This window comes from Gordonibacter pamelaeae, assembly GCF_003340385.1.
In the GTDB taxonomy this organism is placed as follows: Bacteria; Actinomycetota; Coriobacteriia; order Coriobacteriales; family Eggerthellaceae; genus Gordonibacter; species Gordonibacter pamelaeae.
This window is the reverse complement of the sequence record NZ_PPTS01000001.1, coordinates 451,919-471,337: the sequence shown is the minus strand read 5'-3', so window position 1 is coordinate 471,337 and position 19,419 is coordinate 451,919. Positions and strand designations below refer to the sequence as shown.

Genomic DNA, 19,419 nt, shown 5'->3' with positions numbered 1-19,419 from the left:
CCTATAGCTTCTCGACGGCAACAGCCTGGTCGAAGTAGCACTGGTTGCGCGTCACCTGGTTGTAGTCATTGAACGAGATGGTTGCAAAATCGCCATCGATGTGCTCGCGCGTAAGGAAACTGCGCGGGCAGTTGATGGTCTTGGGCGCTTGGCCGGCATTGATGGTGGCCAGCAGCGTTACCGAGCCCCGGTCATTGTAGAGGCGCACGGTATCGCCCTCGCCGATCCCCAGCTCCTTGGCGTCATGAGGATTGAAACGCGCAACTGGCTGCCTCTCGTATTCCTTCATATAGCCCACATCCCACCACTGCGTGTGGTTGCGCGTGCGCATATGCTCGCCAAGAACGGAGTACGGATACTTCTTGCGAATGGGCGCTTCCAGATTTGCCTCGCGCGCCGGCTCCCAGTACAGAAGCAGATGCTCCTTGCTCTCGTCGACTTTTTGGCCCAGGTTGTACTCGGGAACGACCTTTTCCGTCCAAAACTTGGCACGGCCGTTTTGGAAGAAGAATTTACCGCCTAGGAGCGGATTGTCCTTGAGTTGATGGTTGCGGGCAATCTTCGTCTCGCGCAGCGATTCGTATGTGACGCCCTCCTTCTTTGCCACGGGGCTGTCGAGCCACAGGGAAATGTAGTCTTTTTCAGTGAAGTCGAAGAAATCACCGAAGCCCATAGCGGTGCCGATCATCTTATAAATGTCGAAGTCGGGCTTGCTTTCGTACAGGGGCTCGATCGCCTTGTCGTTGTACAAAAGGTACGGCATGTTGTACGAACGAACGCGCACATCTTCGCACTCGAACCAATGGCAAGCTGGCAGCAGGATATCGGCATACAGGGCCGTGTCGCTCATGGTCATCTCCTGGACAACCAAAAACTCTATCTCCTGCAGCGATTTGATGGTTTCGTTCTGCTCGGTCTGGTTCGAAACAATGTTGGTGCACGAGCAGTACAGGCTCTTTAGCGGGAACGGTTTGCCAAGAAGTTCCTGGTCGTGGACGATGCCATACAGCGCAGTCCAGTTGATGTTACGACCGGGACCCGCGGGTTTCTCGCCTTTAGAGCTGGGCTGGTTTATGCAGCCCTTTGAATTGCTGATGCCGAAGCTACCACCGCCGGAAATGACGCCTGCGGAAGGCTTGCCTATGTTACCCGTGATGAGCAATAGGGTAAAAATGGAATCGTACGTGTAGATGGCATTGAAGTAATGGTTCAAGCCTTGGTTCATGCCGGTGAGTACGGGGCCCTCCTGACCGTACATGCGTGCAAGGCGCTTGATGTCTTCGACAGGCACGCCACAGGTCTCAGAGGCGCGCTCGGGCGTCCAAGCAGAAATAGCTTCGAGAATCATGCTCCACACCGGACGGATTCTAAAACCTTCTATCTCTTCGGGGATACCCTCCAGCGCAGGCATTTCGGCTTCCGAATAGGGCTTGGCGGACCGTGTCGCCTCGTCCCATACCACTTCAGGATCAATGACGGTCGGTTTGCCCGTCATAGCATTCACCGGGCCCTCCGTAGCCGGAACACCCAAATCGCTCATGCGCAAGAACGTGTTGTCTTCTTTCACCAGGAAAGGAGCCTCGGTATGGGCCCGCAAAAACTCGGAGTCCTGCCAGCCTTGGGCAATAACTTCGCTCAAGATGCCGAACACAAGCGCACCGTCGGTTGCAGGATAGACGGGAACATACCAATCGGACTTCGCTACGTTGGTGTTGTACTGGATATCGATGGTGGTAAGCTGTGCACCCGCCTCCTTCGCATCAAGGTAGAGGTGCATCATGCGCTTGCAGGAAACGGCAGGATTGCAGCCCCAGATGACAATATGGTTGGCGCCACTCCATTCTTTGGGGGACACGAACGCTCCGCCAGGACCGAACATCTTCGACATAGCCGACTGGAACGCGATGTCGCGATCGGGAAGCACGCTGCAAGCGCCCATGACGGTCTGTAGGTGCTGCATGACCGACCCGTCGGCTGTGCCGCCGCCCAGCACGGCCGTGTTGCCGCTGCCCATGAAGAAGGCGATGGATTCCGGACCGAACTCCTCACGATAGTTTTTCCATTTCTCAGCGATCTCCTTGATAGCCTCATCCCAGGAAATGCGCTCGAATTCGCCAGCACCGCGCTCGCCCACACGGCGCATCGGGTACTGCAGGCGCCCGGCGCTGTATACGCGAGCAGGATGACTTAACCCCTTCGGACAGATGTGCTCGAAGAACGGCTCTTCCTCGATACGGCCAGCCGTAGTGCGCACAATCTGACCGTCACGCACGTGCACGTTCAGATAACACCCCTGAATGCACTGAGAGCGGCATGCACCAGATAAGATCTCCTCGGTACCGGCTTTCGACGAGTCGGCCGCATGCGGGGCGAGCCCCTTGGCAGTAGCTGAGCAACCGGACAGAGCCCCAGCAGCAGTGAGGGTCGCAGCGCCAGCGATGAACGAGCGGCGGGTAAAGCCGCGATTATTTTTATCGGACGTGGTTTCAGTCATGTCTCTCCCCTTACCTTACAGAGCGTACGCAGCGTAGAAACCGTAACGAGCCAGGGCGACGCCGATGAATGCGCAGGCTAACGCGACCAGGGCAGCGGTCTTCGGCGCCATCTTGCCCGATTTCGCCATGGACTGCAGCATAGCGGCTGCGGCCACAACCACGGCACCAATGGCCAGAAGTATCATGTTCGCACCGACGCCCGCGAAGTGCACGGCCTCGAGAGCAATGGCGACGATGGCCAGAACGCCGAGCGCGGCGGCAGTGATCAGGTACGTGCCGTTCTTCGCCAAGCTGGGCTCAAACAGCGTCAACAGCGCTGCTCCCATAGCAAGGTTACCTAGAATGAACAGCAGGAACGTCTGCCACGAGGCCCAAGCCGGAATGCCGGCAGACACGAAGTACGCGTTGGCCATCACGAACGTGAGGCCGAGCGCAGCGATAGCGCCCACGATGTGCAGCGTGCGCGGTGCGGAGCCCTTAACCTTGGAAACCACCACGTCAACGATCAGGATGACGCCGAACGCCATGGACCAGTACGCCTCCTGAGCAATCATGGCGCCGGGCTGCGTGAGCGCGATGAGCATGCGCTCGGGACGACCCAAGTGCAGCGGCAGGCCCACCAAGCCCACGGCCAGAAGAATGCCGCACACCAGCGGGAACAACCACGCCTTCTTGGGGTCCTTACCCACCGGAAACACAGCGCTTACCGCGTAGGCACCGGCGGCTAGGCCGGCCAATGTCGTAAACAGGAACAACGGAAATTCCGAAATCATCGCAACACCTCGCTATCAGCTTCGGTGTCGAAGATAAGCAGGCGTTCGCGCGCCACGCCGTCCACCTTCGAACAGCCCCCAACAGAATGTGAGCAACCTGTCCTTTGCCATGGTTCACCCACAGAATGAAAACACGCCGTCCCCTCCGCGGCCGACGGAAGATACCGTATTCATTCACTGGTGTCATAGTATTGCGATTCACTGGTTCAGTCAATAGGTATTTCCCTAAAGAATCATTTCGTGGGATAATGGCGGAAGACTCGATCGAATTCGACGCGAGGTGCTTTGTACGGATCATTGATCATAGCGTATTTATTCTTGGGTGGCGCGGCCGCAGGCGCGCTTTTCGTCGTGTCTGCATGGAGTTTCGCCTTTCGCCACGCCGAGCATCCTGTCCGCTTGCGCGCGGCATTCGAATCGCTGCGCAGCCGTGCATACACGGTGGGCTTCTTGCTGCTTGCGTTCGCTATGGTCTGCCTGCTCGGAGACTTAGGTAACCCCGGGCGTGCCTTGATGGTGTTTTTCCTTCCCCATCCTACCGTGATCACCTTCGGCGCCTATACGCTCGCCATCGAGTCCTTCTTGGCAGCGCTTCTACTGACGGCATCGCTGCCCAACAGCCCCCTTGTTTTTCGGGAGCGTTGGCTGGATATCGTCGAAGCCCTTTGCTGCATCGGAGCCCTAGCGACGATGGCCTATACGGGAGTATTCCTTTTCCAAGGCAGCATCCCTCTATGGAACCATTGGTCTATTGTCGCCTTGTTCCTGTTCTCCTCTCTTTCATCGGGCGTATCCGTCGTGCTGCTCATCGATTGGTTCACGCATGGTCAATCCCTTTTGTTGCGCGCAACCAAGCCGCTCCAAGTATGCCATGTGGCTTGCCTTGTTGCAGAGGCGGTATTCTTGACCCTATTCGTCAGCGCAGCTTTTCGAAACCCTTCGGCGGATGCATCCCTTGACCTCTTGATGACACCCGAGATGCTGGCCATTGCGGGCATAGGCGTGATCGGCATGGGAATTGCGCTGCCCTTTACGCTCGAAACCTACTCGATTACTCGTAAGGAATGCCGTGCCATACCCGTCTCGGACTTCGTTTGCTTACTCGGCGGGTTATGCTTGCGTTATTGCCTCATTACCTGCGGAGCCCATTGATGGAGGCATCATACCTGATACATGGACTTCGCCAGTTCTATCCAGCCCGATCAAAAAGGTGACAGATTGCAAAGTAACGACAACAACCCGCTGTTTCGCGTGGACGAGACATCCGACCTGCCCATCTGGGCACAGTTGCGGAACCGCTTCGCCTATCTGATTCGCACGGGATTTTTCAAACCCGGCGAACAGCTTCCAAGCGTGCGCAGCATGGCCGCCGAAGCCAAGATCAACTACAACACCGTGACAAAAGCGTACCGCGATCTCGAGCTTTCTGGATTAGCCGTATCCGCACGAGGACGTGGCATGTTCGTCCAAAGGAACATTTCGTTGGAAGAATCCGAAGAAGACGCCATCGACGCGCTGCTTGAAAACTGCATCAGGCAATACCGGTCGAAAGGCATGACGTACCGCGAGGTGCGTGGGCACATGCTTTCGATTATCGACGAGCTGGAACGTAAGGCCCGAGAAGCGGAAGAGGAGAAGAGCGAATATGGGATTGTTCAATAACAGGGCGAAATCCGGAGCCGCGAGCAACACGAATGCTCGATCCGGCGAAATCGAATTTCTCAATTCCCCAAGCACCAGGCACGTTGACGACAATGCCTCAAATGTTTTCTCAGCCTTCGTCTTTGTTGCCGTATTCGCAGCCGTCGTCGCTATCGGATTACAGTTGACAGGAGAGATGAGCATCTGGGTGCTGTGCGCAGGGCTCGTTTTCGCAACCATCGCCATCTTCACGGTGCATATTGCCTCGCAGTGGGAACGGGATGTCATCCTGCGGTTCGGCGCATACAACCGTATGGCGGGCCCTGGCCTCTACCTCACCATTCCTTTCATCGAGCACGTTGCCCTGAAGGCTGACTTGCGCACCATGCTGACGGGCTTCAGTGCGGAAGAGATCCTGACCTCCGACCTCGTCCCCGTCAACGTAGATGCCGCCATATTCTGGATGATCTGGGATGCCGAAAAGGCATGCATGGAAGTTGAGAACTATTACGACGCCGTATCCATGGCAGCGCAAACCGCCTTGCGCGACGCTATCGGACGAAACAGCCTATCCGACGTGACGGTTCATCGCGACAAATTGGACCAGGAATTGCGTGAGAAGATCGAAGAGAAGACGAGCTCGTGGGGCGTATCCATCATGTCGGTGGAAATCCGCGACATCGTCATCCCGAAGGACCTCCAGGATACCATGGCCGCAGCGGCAAAGGCGGAACGCGAGAAGGACGCGCGCATTGTGCTGGCGGAAGTGGAAAAGGATGTGGCCGCCATGCTGCACGACGCCACCGACATCTACAAGGAAGACGAACTCGCTTTCAAGCTGCGCCAGATGCACCTGGTAAATCAAAGTCTGCGGGAATCGAGCGGCTCCCTCGTGGTGCCGAGCGCCTACGCCGAGGGCTTCGTTGAGAAGGCTTCCGGCAAAGCGGCTCCAACGCACGAATAGGAACCAAACCGTATAACCGAGGCGACGGGGAGGTGGAAATGCCCCTCTCCCGTCGCCTATAAATGCATCTTGCGTTCCACCGCGTCCCATTCGGCCAGCGAGGCGGCATACGCCGGGCTCAGGTGCTCCGTCGAGAAGTAGTAGACGTCGCCGTTCGAGGCGGTCGTCTGCTGGATGTCGGGATAGGCGCCCGACTCGCGCACGATGTCCCACGTCTGAGCGACCACGTCCTGTGCCAGGTTGAACGGCGGGTTGCCCAGGCTGGATGCGGCGAGCGGGCGCGGGTACACGCGGGAGTCCTCGCGCACGCAGTCCACGAACGTCACCACGTTGTCGTCCTCAGCCGCCAAGAACGCCCAGTGCGCGTAGGCGTCGGTCATGGCGGTGCGGTCGTACAGGTAGTAGCTGTGCGCGCCCACCAGCGCCACGATGCCCGAGCAGTCGACGACGCGTTCCACGGGCCCGGCTTCCTCGTCGGGCACGAGCACGAATTCGCCCTCCATCTCCACCAGGCGGTAGCCGGGGGGAAGCTCCAAGCCTGCGAAGGGGTCGTCGCCCTCGGGCGGCGCCGCGGCCGGCGGCGCATCCTTCACCGTCTCGCCGGCAGCAACCGCCTCCGCAGCCGACGGCGCGCCCTTTGCTGCGTCGCCCGTCGCATCGGCAGCTGCCGGATCGAACGACGCCTCGCCGCAAACCGTCGCCTCGGTGTCTGCCGCCCCGGCGCTTGCCTCCTCGGCGTCCTTCACCTCGGCATCCGCGGACCCGCCGTCCTCCGCCTCGGTGCGCGCGGCGCCTCCGAACGCCCGCGGCACGCCCACCGCCCGCGTGGCCGTGCGGTACACGGGCGCGGCGGCCGCCTCGGCCTGGGCCTCGGCCGCGCGCTCGTCCTCGAGGTACTCGTACACGAGCATCTCGAACTCCTCGGCATCCAGATGCCCGGGCACGAGGCCGATCTCCGGCCAGCGAGTAGGCTCCACCAGCGCGCTCTGCGCCGACTGCGCGCGCACGTCGTCGAACACGTCCGCCAGCGCGTTGTGCTCGGCCAGCTCGCGTGCGGCCGCGTCGTCGGCTGCGGCTTCGCCGAGCGGCCCCTCGGCCGCCGTCGCGTCCGCAGCCTCTCGCGCCCGGCCGTCCGCAGCCGCCGGCTCCATCGCGTCGCCGCTCATGCGCGCACCTCTTCCGCATCCTCGTCCTCGCCGCCGAACAGCAGCTCAACCCGCGCGTCGCGCAGCGAGCAGTGCTCGCACATGGCGCAGGGGATGGACAGCTCGTCGCACGGCACCACGCGGTCCAGCTCCTCGATGGAGGCGCCGCGGCGGATGAGGAAGTCGCCCACGAGGGCGCGCACGCCCTCCGTGGCGAAGTACGTCGTGTGCAGCTTGTCGGACGGCACGCCGTCGAGCGCCGCCTTCACGTCCTCGGGCCTGATGGCCAGCGCCTCGGCGAACGACTTGCCCTCCACCATCGAGCAGATCGTGCTCGCGCACGCCGTCATGGCCAGGCAGCCGCGGGACTTGAAGCCCATGCGCACGAACGTCTCGGTGGCAGGGTCGATGACGGCGAACAGGCGCAGGGCCACCTCGCCGCGCTTCGACTTGCCCACCATGCTCTGCGCGTTGAAGCCCTCGGGGGCGCCGCTGTTCCTGAAGTTCGCCACCACGGCCAAAAGCGTGTCCGAATAGCCGCCCGTCCCCGCCTCGACCTCCGTCTGGTACACGTCGGCCGTGCGGATGACGGCGCGCTCGTCCGGCTCCACGTACACGTTCCTCGACTCTCCCATCGCCCTGCTCCTTCTCGTCGTTCGACCGGCCGCCCGGGCGCGGAGGCGCGGGCGGGCGGCAGCGGAAAGCTTCACCGAATGGTTCAATGATGCACGTTACCCCCGCGCCGGCCTACCCTCTTTAGGGATAAAATTCGGTTTCACGGGGGAAAGTCCTGCTATCCTGATCTCTGCACCGCGCGAGGACGGGAGCGCGGGTATCGTTGACCCATTTTGTTTACAAAAAGCCGACGCCGGATACGTACGGCGGCCGAAGCGTTACCATGTTGCCATTATGCGAACGGGGAGGATCGGTTTTGGCATATCAAGCGCCCCATGAGCCGACTGCAGACGGCCATGCCGGCACCGCTGCAAAGCACACGGGAAACGAGAGCGGCGCCCGGCAGACGCCGGGCGACCTCCTGCGCACCTGCGCACAGCTCTGGCCGCTCGTGGTGGGCCTTGCGTTCGGGCGGGCAGGGCTTATCGTGGCCAGCTACGGCAGCTACACCAGCACGGACGAGGGCATCTTCACCGACGGCGCCATGCTCGTGGCCTTGAGCGTGCTGGCCGTGTTCTTCGTGGTCATCTCGGTGGGCAAGGTCTCCCTCGACAAGCGCTTCACGAACGCGGCAATGCGCATCTGCATTGCGCTGGAGGCCTTCACGCTCGTGGCCTTGGCAGCGCTCGACCTGGCCGAAACCAACAACCCGGCCGCGCGGTTCGCCTTGAACGCATTGTGCACGCTCGTGTCGTCGGCCACCATCTACTACTGGCTGCGCCGCGCCCGCGGCACCGGCACCATCGTCGCGGCCCTGTTCGTGTTCTCGGCCCTCATCTTGAGCGAGGTTGAGATCTACCTGTGCACGCTGCTGCCCGTTGCCGTGGGGAACCTGGCCGCCACGGTGCTCGTGCTGGTGCAGTACCCGTGCATGCTGTGGGCCAGGAAGCGCACGCAGCCGCACGACATAGCAGCAGGGGCATCGCAGTCCAACGACTATTTCGGCTTCACGAAGACCATGATCCAGAGCAAGCAGTTCCTCGCGGCCACGGCCATCGGTATAGGCGTCCTCTCTGTCGTGATCGGTTTGCTGCGCGGCTATCCCAGCGGCGAGGCCATCGCGTTCACGCCGGTGACGCGCGCAGCGTACGGCCTGCTCACCATTGGCATCAGCGGCGCCGTCATCGCGCTGGTCCTGCACGGCCGCCAGCGGGTGCTCACCGTGGGCATCTTCATCGTCATGGAGCTTCTGGCCTGCCTCGCGCTCATTGCCTATGCGGCCTTCCCCGACATGCTGGACATCGGCGCCGTGTTCGCCACCACGCTCAACGCGCTCATGGTGGCGTTCACCTGGTACGTTGTCATCGCGTTCATGAGCTATGGCTGGCGAGACCCGTACTACTACGCCATCGCCGGCTGGCTCGTGTGGCTGGGATGCCGCGCCATCGCGCGCGTCGCGCTGCTGGGGTCGTTCGACCTCGTGCCGAACGAGACGCTCATGAACGCGCTCATGGGGTCGTGCATTGTCGTGTCGGCCCAGGTCATATTCGTGCAATTTCTGAACATCTCCCGACGCGACGTGCAGGAGCACGAGCAGCAGAACGCCCGGCAGGAAAGCGTCCTCGTGAAGATCATGGGACTGGACGAGCACGAGAGCCTGGCCGACGTGCGCCAGGCGTCCATGAGGCACAACGCCGAGGAGATGGGGCGGCAGTTCCTGCTGTCCGACCGCGAGATGGAGGTGCTCGCGCTCTACGCGCTCGGCTACACCCAGAAACGCGTGGCAGAGGAGCTCTACATCACGCCGGGCACCGCCCATGCGCATATCAAGCGCATCTACGCGAAGACCGGCTTGCACTCGCGGCAGGAAATCCTAGACTATATGCAGCAGTACACATCGTAGCATCCTGCGGCAAGCAAGCGGTCGGTCGCGGCAGCTTGCTTAACCGGAACGTCACCTGATCCGGCAGAACGCCATGGCAGCCGTGGCCGCCAAACCTGCTGTGAGTAGCACAGAGCCGCAGAACAACCAGTTCGTCATAGCGGGGCCCAGCAGCATCGGCGTGACAAGCGAACCGAGGAACTCGCCCAAGCACATGGCCAACATGAGCATGCCCGTCGCAACGCCAAGCAGCTCGCGCCGCCCGGCAATCTGGGGCAGCGCCGTGAGGCTCGCCACGGGAACACCGTACCCGATAAAGCCCATAAGCGCAGCCCCCACCCAAAGGAGCGCGTCCGACTGCGTAAGCATCAGGAACGTGGCCGGCCCGCTGACCGCCAAAGCTACCATGAGAAACGGTTTGGTCCGGCCTGTCCGATCTATCAACCGCCCAGCGATCGGGGAAGATGCCGCCGCCAGCAAACCGGGCAACGAACTGGCGAACCCCGACAGGGAGGCGTTCATGCCCTGCCCCTGCAGAAACGTCGGCGCATAGCTGAGCACTGCCAAAATCTCGGCGTTGAACACGACATAGGCGAAGAAGACCAGCAGGGCGCTGGGCCGCACGAGTACTCGGTAATCGCGCCAAGCAACCTGTGACGCTTCGGGGATGGCTGCCTGCAAATTACCGGTGTCTTCCGATGCGGCGTCTCTGCCCGGCACGCGTACGACAGCTGCGAGGAGGACGGCAGCCCCCGCCACGATGGCCGCGTAGGCGAGCCATGTTCCTGTAAGGCCCAACGCCTCGAACACCATCGGGGTTGCAGTCGATCCGATAACCGAGCCGAAGCATATCCAGAGCGCCCAAACACCGTTGACCGTGCCCTGATGCTCGGCGTCCACATACTGCTCGATAGCCAGCGGGCCGGCAACGGAGATGAAAACGAAGGCCACCCCCTCTACCGCACGTGACGCTATCATGAGCCACGCTGATGTCGCCCACGCACCGAGAAAGCTTCCCAAGATAACGATGGCACATCCGAGCAGCAAGACGCTCCTCGGCCCGAGTTTCTTGGCCAACGCACCCGTTGGGAGCGACAGAAAGATACCCATGGCCGTAAATACCGACATAAGCCACGAGCCGGTGGACGTCGTCATGTCGTGGGCGGCCATGATGCTTTCGAAGATACTCGGAACTTTGTACTGCACGATGGCTATGGATGTTCCTACCAACAGTAGCACGAGGCTCAAAACGAGGTAGTTCATGCGGATATGTTGTTCGGCCCTTGGAGCGTTTCGAGGCACGAGTCCTCCTCCTTTCGACTGCTGGGGGGCACCGCGCTCTGAAGCGAAGCGGCCTGTGCTCCCGACATGGAAACGCCCGCCTATGCGCGGGCGTTTCGGGATAGAGACAAGTTCCGTTCCTACGACTCGGGGCTCGGAGCCTTCGAGGGATCGAATCCGCTGATAGCGGCAGCCATCTTCATGGCAAGGGGCAGCATGATCAGCTCGACCACATACCCACTTGCCAGCAGGAACGGGTATACCATGATCCAAGCAGCAAACGTCCCGTCCCAGCCCGCCACCTGAATGTTGTTGATCCACGTGCAGATGAAGCTGATGGACGTGATCATGACGAGGGCAAGCACGGCCACGCTGATGAAGTGCACGCCCACCTTGCTTTTCACCCCCAACGCACCTGCAAGTTTTTGCCCCCAAGCCAAACCGGGAACATGGTCGCCCACAAACTCGCCGACGCAGAAGCTGGTGACGAATGACACGAGGAAGCCGAGCGGCGTGAAGATGGGCAGAGCCTCGTTGCCGGGCAGGTTCTGCACAGTCCAGAGAACGTAAATGCTCAAGATCGCGCACATGATAATGTTCATGACACCGTTGACGATACGGCCAAAGCCGCTGGGGCCTTTGAGGGGATTCATAATCCGCTCCTTTCGATTAGACGTATCAGGCGAAGCGTTTACTCGGTGAACTGGCCGATATCGCCAGAGATAGGGTTGCGCCGGTTCGGCTTGACCAGCTCACCATAGGTAGCTGGCTTGCGATCCTTCAGCAAGTCGGAGCCCGCCATAGAGGCGATGCGCGCCTTCGCAATCTCGCCGTGCACGTCCACGTCGGCCACGGCCATACCCTCCTCGAAACCGGTAGTCGCACATACCTGCATGGGATTGGGGCCGATGATGCGGCTGTGCCCCATTTCGAAGGGGCCGCTCACGCAGGAGTCCACGAAGAAGCACATGTTTTCGAGCGCGCGGGCGAAACTGAACACGTTACCGGCCTTGTAGTCGTTGTCGTCCTCGCTGGTTTCGATTGAGGGCCATGCGGTGGGACATAGGAGGATGTCGGCGCCCTTGAGGGCCAAGGTTCGCGCCACTTCGGGGTAGGCCTTGTCGAAGCAGATCATAAGGCCGACCTTTCCGATCCGCGTGTCGAACACCGGATAATCGCCCTCTCCTGGGTACATCATGATGCGCTCCGTCAGGGGCAGATGCACCTTGCGGTACTTGCCCACGTAACCCTCGGGACCCACGAGCACGAGCGTGTTGTAGATCATGTCCCAACTCTCGTGGCTCTGCTCGGTCATGCCCCAGGCGATGTATATATCGTGCCTCACAGCCAGTTCTGCGAAGTAATGCACCGAGTCGCCCTCCGGCACCAGCTCGGCCGTCTCATGCTGATAGAAGGCATCCTGCGGATCGAACACGAACATGGGCTTCTCTGGCAAACCGCCCAACGCGAGCTCGGGAAAAAGGATCAGATCGACGTCCTTTTCTGCCGCCTCCTCGATGAACGTCGTCATTTTCGCCTTGTTTTCCGCCTTGTCGCGAGCCAAGTCCATTGCAACGCTTGCAATCACTGCCATTCCTACCCCTCCCCGTTCGAATGGTTGTTCCAAAAATTGAGCGTACTCAATTTCTATGTGCCTAATATTACGCTCCTCATGCGGAGATGTAAATACCGAATTTAATCGTTTCTCAAAATTTGAGTATACTCATATTTTGCTTCACGGGCCTCCACGCGCGCCGGTTGGGCTTTAAGCCGATTCACGTCGGTTTTCATGTCGCGATGGGCGATAATGTGTCTCGCATAGACGAGGGATGGAGATTCGTATGGTCAAGCTCAAAGCGGGCGAGAAAAAGAAGAACCTGATTATCGACGTGTGCAAGAAGCTGTTCTACCGTAAGGGCTATGCAAACACCACATACGACGATATCTGCAAGAAGGCAGACATCCCGCCGGGAAGTATCACTTACCATTTCCGCGGCAAACGGGACATCGCAGCGGTCATCGATGCGGAATACGAGGCCCAGAACAAAATATATATCGAGAAGATGTGCGGCAAAGCCTACGATAAGACCACGCTCATGGCCATCGAGAACTTCCATATGTGGAAGCGCAACTTCGAAGATGATAACCTCAGGCGCTTCCTGCTCGATATCTCCACCGAGCGCCTGCCCTCGTTCTCGGCCCTCGACACCGTGAAATACTATTACCAATGCGTGATCGACGACCAGGGCATCGAGGGCATTGACGACCGTGAGCTCAATCTTCTCGTACCGGCCCAGTTGGGAATGTCTGATGCCCTTCTCTTGGCTACGGCAAACGATCCCGACGAGTATACCTGGGAAGACGCTGCCGAGTTCGGCATACGCTTCTTCCTCCGCCAGCTGGGCATGCACGATGACAAAATCAAGGGGATCATCCAAGAAGGCAAGACGATATTCGATACGCTGCCCATTGACAACCGCTACTACATCGACTTCGCATACGACGATAAGTACGTCAAAAAGATCGGTTAACTCATACGCACAGAGCAGGAAGGAACGGAACGAATATCATGCTGCACTTCGACAGCGACTATATGGAGGGCGCGCATCCGGCCATTATCGAGCGGCTGGCGGCCACGAACCTCGACCAGACGAGCGGCTACGGCACCGACGAGGTGTGCGAGCGCGCCCGCCAGCGCATCCGGGAGGCGTGCGCGTGCCCAGAGGCGGCCGTGTACTTCCTGGTGGGAGGCACGCAGGCGAACGCCGCGGTGGCCGACCAGATCCTCCGGCCGTGGGAGGGCATCGTGTCAGCCACGACCGGCCACATCACCGCGCACGAGGCGGGCGCGGTGGAGGCGTGCGGGCGCAAGACGCTGCCGCTGCCGCAGCACGACGGCAAGCTGGACGCGGCCGAGGTGCGCGCGTACTGCGAGGCGTACTGGGCCGACGAGAACCGCGAGCACATCGTGGCGCCGGGCGCGGTGTATATCTCGCATCCTACCGAGTACGGCACCGTGTACTCGCTCGTCGAGCTCGAGGCGCTCTCGCAGGTGTGCCGCGACTTCGGCATGCGGCTGTTCATGGACGGCGCGCGCCTGGGCTACGGCCTGGCCGCCGTGGGAGCCGATGTCGCGCTGCCCGACATCGCGCGTTTGTGCGACGCGTTCTACATCGGCGGCACGAAGGTGGGCGCGCTGTGCGGCGAGGCTGTGGTGTTCACGAAGCCGGGGCTCGACGACCACTTCTTCACGCTCATGAAGAAGCGTGGGGCGCTCTTGGCGAAGGGGCGCTTCCTGGGGCTGCAGTTCGACGTGCTGTTCGAGGAGGAAGACGGCGGGCTGCGCTACGAGAACGCCGGCCGCCACGCCGTGGCGCTCGCGCAGCGCCTGGCCGAGGGCTTCCGCGCGAAGGGCTACGACCTGCACCTCGACTCGCCCACCAACCAGCAGTTCGTCGTGCTGGACGACGACGCCAAGGCGCGCCTGGCAGAGCACGCGTCGTTCGGCTTCTGGGAGCTCGCGCCGGACGGCCGCACCGTCGTGCGCTTCGCGACCAGTTGGGCCACGCGGCCCGAGGCCGTGGACGAGCTGCTGGCGCTGCTGTAGGAGGAGGGGGCTGCCGTGCCCGATCTGATCGCGATAGCCGAGCGCCTGGCCGAGCGCCCGCCGGTGGCAGCGCTCGACGGCGGGCGCTGCCTGCGCGTGCGCGACCGCGAGTCCTCGTGCGCCGCCTGCGCCGAGGCGTGTCCCGTCGGGGCCGTCGCCGTGCGCGCGGCGGCCGTGGAGGAGGCCGCGCCCTACGGCTCGGTGGATGCAGTGAGGGACGCTGGCCCGCGCATCGACGACGAGGCGTGCGTGCGCTGCGGCGCCTGCGTGGCCGCCTGCCCCACGAACGCGCTGCTGGCTCTGCCGCCGCTCGATGATGGAGGGCTGTTCGCGCAGGTGGACGCTGCGGGGACTGCGGCGCGGGAGCGGGCGGATGCGGGAACGGCGGCCGCGGGCACATCGAACAGCACCGGGGAAGAAGCCGCGACGCCCGTCGAGCCGCCGACCGCCGGCTTCGCCTGCGAGCGGCTGGCGCAGACCCTGCGCCTCGAGGGCGACCGCATCGTCGTGCTGCCATGCCTCGCGTGGGTCGACGTGGCGCTGCTCGTCCACCTGGCCTGCAACGGCGCCGAGCGCATCGCCGTGCCGCTTGACGCCTGCCCGTCGTGCGAACTGGCCGATGCCGCGGAGCTCGTGCGCGCTGCCGTCGAAAACGCCCGGCGCATCTGCGCCGTGGCGGGAATCGACGCCGCCTTCGAGACAACCGACGGCGCCGGCCTGCGCGACCTCGAAGCCGCGCCCGAGGCCGATGCCACCGGCGAGCTTTCCCGTCGCAGCCTGTTCACCCAGGCAGGAGCCTCGCTGCTCGACACCGCGCGGGAAGAGGCCGCCCGCCAGCTGGAATCGCTCGCGGGCGCCCCTGTGAGCGACGACGCCCCGATCGAGCCCGACACCCGCCGCTGGCAGCTGCTCGACGACCTGCACGCCGCCGGGCTCACCGACGACGCCGCGGTCGTCCCGCGCGCGCTCGCCCCGCGCGTGAGCATCGACGTGGAGCGATGCTCGGGTTGCGCCCAGTGCGCCCTGTTCTGCCCCACCGAGGCCCTGCGGAGAATCGGCCGGGCACCCGGCGGCCGAACCCTGCTCGAGTTCGACCCCGCCCGCTGCCGCAACTGCGGCGTCTGCGAGGCCACCTGCCGCTACGCCGCGCTCACCTGCGAGGAGACCCTCACCGCCGCCGAGCTCTTCGCCCTCGACCCCCAGGAGATCCTCATCCCCAAACGCCGCGTCCTCCCCGAGCGCCGATCAAACGCCTAAGCCCCGCAAGGCACGGCAACAGGCAGTTCACAAACTTGCTTGTTATGCAATTCCTAAGCTATACTTTATGATAATCATAATATCGACTTTAGGATTTGCATAACTTGCAAGAAAAGAGTCACCATGGACTACATACCTCGCCACATCATCTCGGTCGTTGCGGAAACCGCGCGAACCTTCCCCGTGACCTTGGTGACCGGGCCACGCCAAGTGGGTAAAACCACCATGCTGTGCGAAGAGTTCCCCCATGCGTCTTACGCGACGCTCGACCGCCTCGACGTACTCGATGCAGCGGAGAACCAACCCGAGCGCTTCCTAGAAGCGTTGGAGAAACCAGCAATCGTCGACGAGGTGCAGTACGCCCCCGATCTGTTTCGCTACGTAAAAATTCAGTCTGATGCTCACCCACGGGCCAAAGGGCGACTATTCCTCACCGGATCTCAGCGTTACCAAATGATGCAGGGCGTCGACGAGTCGCTTGCTGGAAGAGCTGGCATCGTGGAGATGCTCGGACTTTCCCTTCGCGAGATACGGCGCGACCCTTTCAACGCGCCGTTCGTTCCCACCGCCGCATACCGCGAGAAGCGCAACCCGGTCAAAGCCGATGCAAACATTTGGGAGGTGATGCTCCGCGGTGATTTGCCCGAGCTCAACGCTGATTCCGCCATGAGCGTCACCCGTTACTACGACTCCTACATCGAAACGTACCTTCGGCGCGATGTGCGCGATCTGGCCCATGTGGGAGACCTCGCGAAATTCAACCGGTTCATGGGAATCGTCGCACAAGCGCATGGCCAGGTGCTCAACAAATCGGATCTCGCCGACAAAACAGACGCAAGCTTCCAAACCGTCGACCGTTGGCTTTCGGTACTCGAGGCGTCGAGCATCATCTACCTGCTCAAACCTTTCACCGCCAGCACCACCAAGAGGCTGGTGAAGTCTCCCAAGCTGTACTTCCTCAACTCGGGGCTCGCTGCACGCCTCTGCGGGTACAGCTCGGCAGCCGATCTTGAAGCCGGCACGCAAGCGGGGGCGTTCTTCGAGGGGTTCGTCATCGCGGAAATCGCCAAGAGCTTCCTGAACACCAGCGGGATGATGCCTGCGCTCTATTATTACCGGGATTCCAATGGACGCGAAATCGACCTGATCATCGAGCAGGGCATGCGGCTCTACCCCGTCGAGGTCAAGAAGGCCGAACTCGCACGTCCAGACGATGCCAAAGCATTTCACCTGCTCGATATCTTCAAAGGCTACGAGCGTCAGCCGGGAACGGTGATCTGCCAAACGCGCAACCCTCTACCGCTCCCCAACGACGCCTGGGCACTGCCTCTCTCCTACGTATGAGGCGCGGATAAGCTCTCCCGGCAGCAAAACGACTTCGCGCGGCCAGCCGTCACAAAAACGCATGCCGAGCCGCTGCCGGGGAGAGCTCCTTCTTCCTTTACTTCTCTCCTGTTTCAGCCGTCACGGCTATGCGGTAGATGTTGCTGCTTCCGAACTCGCAGATGTAGAGGTCCCCGTTGTGGATGCAGAGGTTGTCGACGAAGATGTCGGCGTCCTCCGGGGCGGGTATGCGCTCTATCTGGAAGCCGTTCTTGTCGAACACCAGCACTTCCTTCGCCTCGAGGTGCGCCACGTAGATGTTGCCGTCAGCATCGACGGTGATGCCGTCGGGGCCATGGCCGCCGTCCATGCGCGCGAACACGTAGGGCGTGGCGCGGCCCAGCGTGTACGCCGCCGACGGGATGCATACGAGCGAGTTCGTGTTGAACTCGGCAACGTAGATGAACTGCCCGTCGGGCGAGAGCGTGATTCCGTTCGGGTAGGCGATGCCGTCTTGGATGAGCTGCAGCACGGGCTCGCCCTCGTCGTACTTCACATAGTAGACGCAACCGATCCTCTTGAAATAGTCCGACTGCCCAGGGTCGGTGAAGTAGGCGCCGCCCTGGCCGTCGAGCACGAGGTCGTTCAAGCCGTTGAACGGGGTGCCGTTGAAGTTGGGAACCCAAACGGAATACTCCCCCGTCTCGGTGTCGTACCGGCAGAGCCCCTGGGAACGGTCGGTGATGAGCATGGTGGTGCCGTCGATGAACTTGGCACCGTTCGGCATCGACTTCCCCTCGTTGTCGTGAACGGTCACGGCCTCGCCGTCCACCACCTTGTGGATGCGGCCCTTGACCACGTCGATGAACCACAGCGTCCCATCTTGCGAGAAGTTGAGGCCCTCGATCAGGCCGCCGTCCTCCACATGCGCCACCAGCTCCCAGCTGGCGCCCTCCGCCAGAACCGACGGCTGGGCCTCCGCTTGCGGCTGCTCCTTCGGATCGGCATCGTTCGCCGCCGCCGGCTCCGACGAGCAACCGGCAATCATCCCCATGGCCGCCACGCCTCCCATCAGGCCGAGCCCCTTCACGAAGCTCCTCCGGTTTACCATCGTCTCGTCCATAGCTTCCTCCTCATCTTCGAATTTCCCCTTGCACGCGTCGATCTTTCCGTTATCCTCTCGCCGCACCTCCCCTCAATCGAACCTGCACGCGGCGACCAGGGCCGCTCCCACCAAACCCGCCGCACACAGCACCGCACCGCAGAGCGCCCACTGCGTCAGGTCGGGTCCGAGCAGAAGCGACGGAACGAACGACCCGAGGAACTGGCCAAGCGACTGCACGAGCAGCAGCACGCCCATCCCGACGCCAAGAAGCCCCGGCTTGCCGAGCACGCGCGGGTACGCAGCCACGACCACGGTCGGCGCGCCCATCGCGAACAGTCCCATGACCACGGCCGCCACCCACATGACCGGGCCCGTCGTCGTCAAGAGCAGCCACGTGCACGGCGCCATGGCGAGCATCCCCGCAAGGTAGAGCGGCTTGTTCCGCCCGAAACGGTCGGAGAGCCGGCCGAACGCCAACGACGACACGATGGCCAGCAGCATGGGGAGCGTGCTGGCGAACCCCGATTCCACCACCCCCACGCCCCGCTGCTGCATCGCCGTCGGCGCGAACGACAGCACGCCCAGCAAAAGCATCTGGAACAGCGCAAACGGCACCAGGAAGCACCATGTGTCGCGCGCGAGGAACACACGCAGCCTCCCTTCGGCCAGCTTCGGGCAGCGCGAGGTGGTCGCAGAAGGAACGCACTCGTCAACAAGACCGCCCGCCGCATCGTCCTGCGGCACCTTCACCGCCACCTGCAAAACCACCCCCGAGAGCGCCGCCAGGCCCGCATAGGCGAGGCAAAGCCCGCGAAAACCCACCGCCTCGTACAGCACGGGCGTCGAGATGCCCGCCAGCGTCGCCCCGAGCATGCCCCCGAGCATCCAGATGCCCGTGGCCGATCCGATGCAGCGAGGATCGACGCAGCGCTGCATGACCAACGGCCCGCTCGCGACGATGGCGACCAAGCCCAGGCCCTCGAGGGCCCGCAGGGCGAGCAGCATGGGCGCCCCGTCGGCGAACGCCGAGGCCAAGGTGGCAAGGCTGGCCAGGAACGCCGCGCCCACCATGAGTCGTTTCGCCCCGACCCGTCCGGCAAGGCCCCCGACGGGCAGGGCGGCGACAATCCCGACGAGCGTGAACACCGACATGAGCCACGAAGCGCTGCCGGCATCCATAGAGAACTCGTCCATGACGCGTTCCATGATGGTGGGTATCTGGTACTGGATAACCGTCACGGACAGCGCGACCAGCATGAGCGGCAACGCCACCCGCGCATAGTGCCGGCGCACGGCGCCTTCGCGCCTCATGGACGCCCGCCTCGCGCTAG

At 62.2% G+C, this 19,419-nt stretch carries 16 protein-coding genes and 1 pseudogene; 8 read left to right on the top strand and 9 right to left on the bottom strand.

The genetic code is table 11. The features are described 5' to 3' along the window. Position 1: 1 nt before the first annotated feature. Entirely contained in the window at positions 2-2,494 is a 2,493-nt protein-coding gene (locus C1877_RS02005) for a molybdopterin-containing oxidoreductase family protein (protein WP_041239568.1), read from the bottom strand. Between the two features lie 15 nt (positions 2,495-2,509). After that, positions 2,510-3,268: a DmsC/YnfH family molybdoenzyme membrane anchor subunit gene (locus tag C1877_RS02000; protein WP_041239569.1), complete on the bottom strand. Its 759-nt coding sequence runs from the start codon at positions 3,266-3,268 to the stop codon at positions 2,510-2,512. Between the two features lie 282 nt (positions 3,269-3,550). On the opposite strand from C1877_RS02000, the pseudogene nrfD reads away from it, so the two are divergent. From nrfD to C1877_RS01985, 3 genes and pseudogenes are all read left to right on the top strand, one after another. Beyond that, a pseudogene (gene nrfD, locus C1877_RS01995) lies at positions 3,551-4,420 on the top strand (NrfD/PsrC family molybdoenzyme membrane anchor subunit); the annotation flags it as partial. 21 nt (positions 4,421-4,441) lie between these two features. Further along, complete coding sequence (locus C1877_RS01990; RefSeq protein ID WP_015540014.1) at positions 4,442-4,930, top strand: GntR family transcriptional regulator; 489 nt, start codon at positions 4,442-4,444, stop codon at positions 4,928-4,930. Next, entirely contained in the window at positions 4,914-5,873 is a 960-nt protein-coding gene (locus tag C1877_RS01985) for a slipin family protein (RefSeq protein WP_049784135.1), read from the top strand. The genes C1877_RS01990 and C1877_RS01985 overlap by 17 nt, the downstream gene beginning before the upstream one ends. Before the next feature lie 56 nt (positions 5,874-5,929). Here C1877_RS01985 and C1877_RS01980 read toward each other — a convergent pair whose 3' ends face one another. Both C1877_RS01980 and C1877_RS01975 read right to left on the bottom strand, forming a co-directional pair. After that, entirely contained in the window at positions 5,930-7,039 is a 1,110-nt protein-coding gene (locus C1877_RS01980) for a hypothetical protein (protein WP_114568218.1), read from the bottom strand. Continuing rightward, on the bottom strand, positions 7,036-7,653 hold the full coding sequence (locus tag C1877_RS01975; RefSeq protein ID WP_114568217.1) for an iron-sulfur cluster assembly scaffold protein: 618 nt from the start codon (positions 7,651-7,653) through the stop codon (positions 7,036-7,038). The genes C1877_RS01980 and C1877_RS01975 overlap by 4 nt, the downstream gene beginning before the upstream one ends. A gap of 296 nt (positions 7,654-7,949) precedes the next feature. On the opposite strand from C1877_RS01975, the gene C1877_RS01970 reads away from it, so the two are divergent. Then, a complete protein-coding gene (locus C1877_RS01970) occupies positions 7,950-9,536 on the top strand; it encodes a helix-turn-helix transcriptional regulator (RefSeq protein WP_227154950.1) in 1,587 nt (528 codons plus the stop codon). 51 nt (positions 9,537-9,587) lie between these two features. On the opposite strand, the gene C1877_RS01965 is transcribed toward C1877_RS01970, so the two are convergent. The 3 genes from C1877_RS01965 to C1877_RS01955 form a co-directional block, all read right to left on the bottom strand. Continuing rightward, positions 9,588-10,778, bottom strand: a complete 1,191-nt coding sequence (locus tag C1877_RS01965) for an MFS transporter (protein ID WP_015540016.1) — start codon at positions 10,776-10,778, stop codon at positions 9,588-9,590. A 158-nt stretch (positions 10,779-10,936) separates the two neighbouring features. Next, a complete protein-coding gene (locus C1877_RS01960) occupies positions 10,937-11,449 on the bottom strand; it encodes a hypothetical protein (protein WP_227154951.1) in 513 nt (170 codons plus the stop codon). A 38-nt stretch (positions 11,450-11,487) separates the two neighbouring features. Then, a complete protein-coding gene (locus tag C1877_RS01955; RefSeq protein ID WP_083809111.1) occupies positions 11,488-12,390 on the bottom strand; it encodes a carbon-nitrogen hydrolase family protein in 903 nt (300 codons plus the stop codon). A gap of 247 nt (positions 12,391-12,637) precedes the next feature. Here C1877_RS01955 and C1877_RS01950 point away from each other — a divergent pair, with 247 nt between their 5' ends. The 4 genes from C1877_RS01950 to C1877_RS01935 all read left to right on the top strand — a co-directional run bounded on the left by C1877_RS01950 (position 12,638) and on the right by C1877_RS01935 (position 17,004). Continuing rightward, the gene (locus tag C1877_RS01950; RefSeq protein ID WP_172975244.1) at positions 12,638-13,327 is read left to right on the top strand and encodes a TetR/AcrR family transcriptional regulator; all 690 of its coding nucleotides are present in this window, start codon (positions 12,638-12,640) and stop codon (positions 13,325-13,327) included. A gap of 38 nt (positions 13,328-13,365) precedes the next feature. Then, positions 13,366-14,403: a threonine aldolase family protein gene (locus tag C1877_RS01945; protein WP_015540020.1), complete on the top strand. Its 1,038-nt coding sequence runs from the start codon at positions 13,366-13,368 to the stop codon at positions 14,401-14,403. Between the two features lie 15 nt (positions 14,404-14,418). Further along, positions 14,419-15,660, top strand: coding sequence for a 4Fe-4S binding protein (locus tag C1877_RS01940; protein ID WP_114568214.1), 1,242 nt, complete (start codon positions 14,419-14,421; stop codon positions 15,658-15,660). Between the two features lie 123 nt (positions 15,661-15,783). Further along, the gene (locus C1877_RS01935; protein WP_015540021.1) at positions 15,784-17,004 is read left to right on the top strand and encodes an ATP-binding protein; all 1,221 of its coding nucleotides are present in this window, start codon (positions 15,784-15,786) and stop codon (positions 17,002-17,004) included. A gap of 97 nt (positions 17,005-17,101) precedes the next feature. On the opposite strand, the gene C1877_RS01930 is transcribed toward C1877_RS01935, so the two are convergent. Together C1877_RS01930 and C1877_RS01925 are read right to left on the bottom strand one after the other, a co-directional pair. Beyond that, positions 17,102-18,106 (bottom strand): SMP-30/gluconolactonase/LRE family protein, encoded by a 1,005-nt coding sequence (locus tag C1877_RS01930; protein WP_049784140.1) that lies wholly within the window; start codon positions 18,104-18,106, stop codon positions 17,102-17,104. A gap of 72 nt (positions 18,107-18,178) precedes the next feature. Then, positions 18,179-19,399 carry an MFS transporter gene (locus C1877_RS01925; RefSeq protein WP_114568213.1) on the bottom strand — a complete coding sequence of 407 codons (1,221 nt, stop codon included), beginning with the start codon at positions 19,397-19,399 and terminating at the stop codon, positions 18,179-18,181. Positions 19,400-19,419 lie beyond the last annotated feature (20 nt).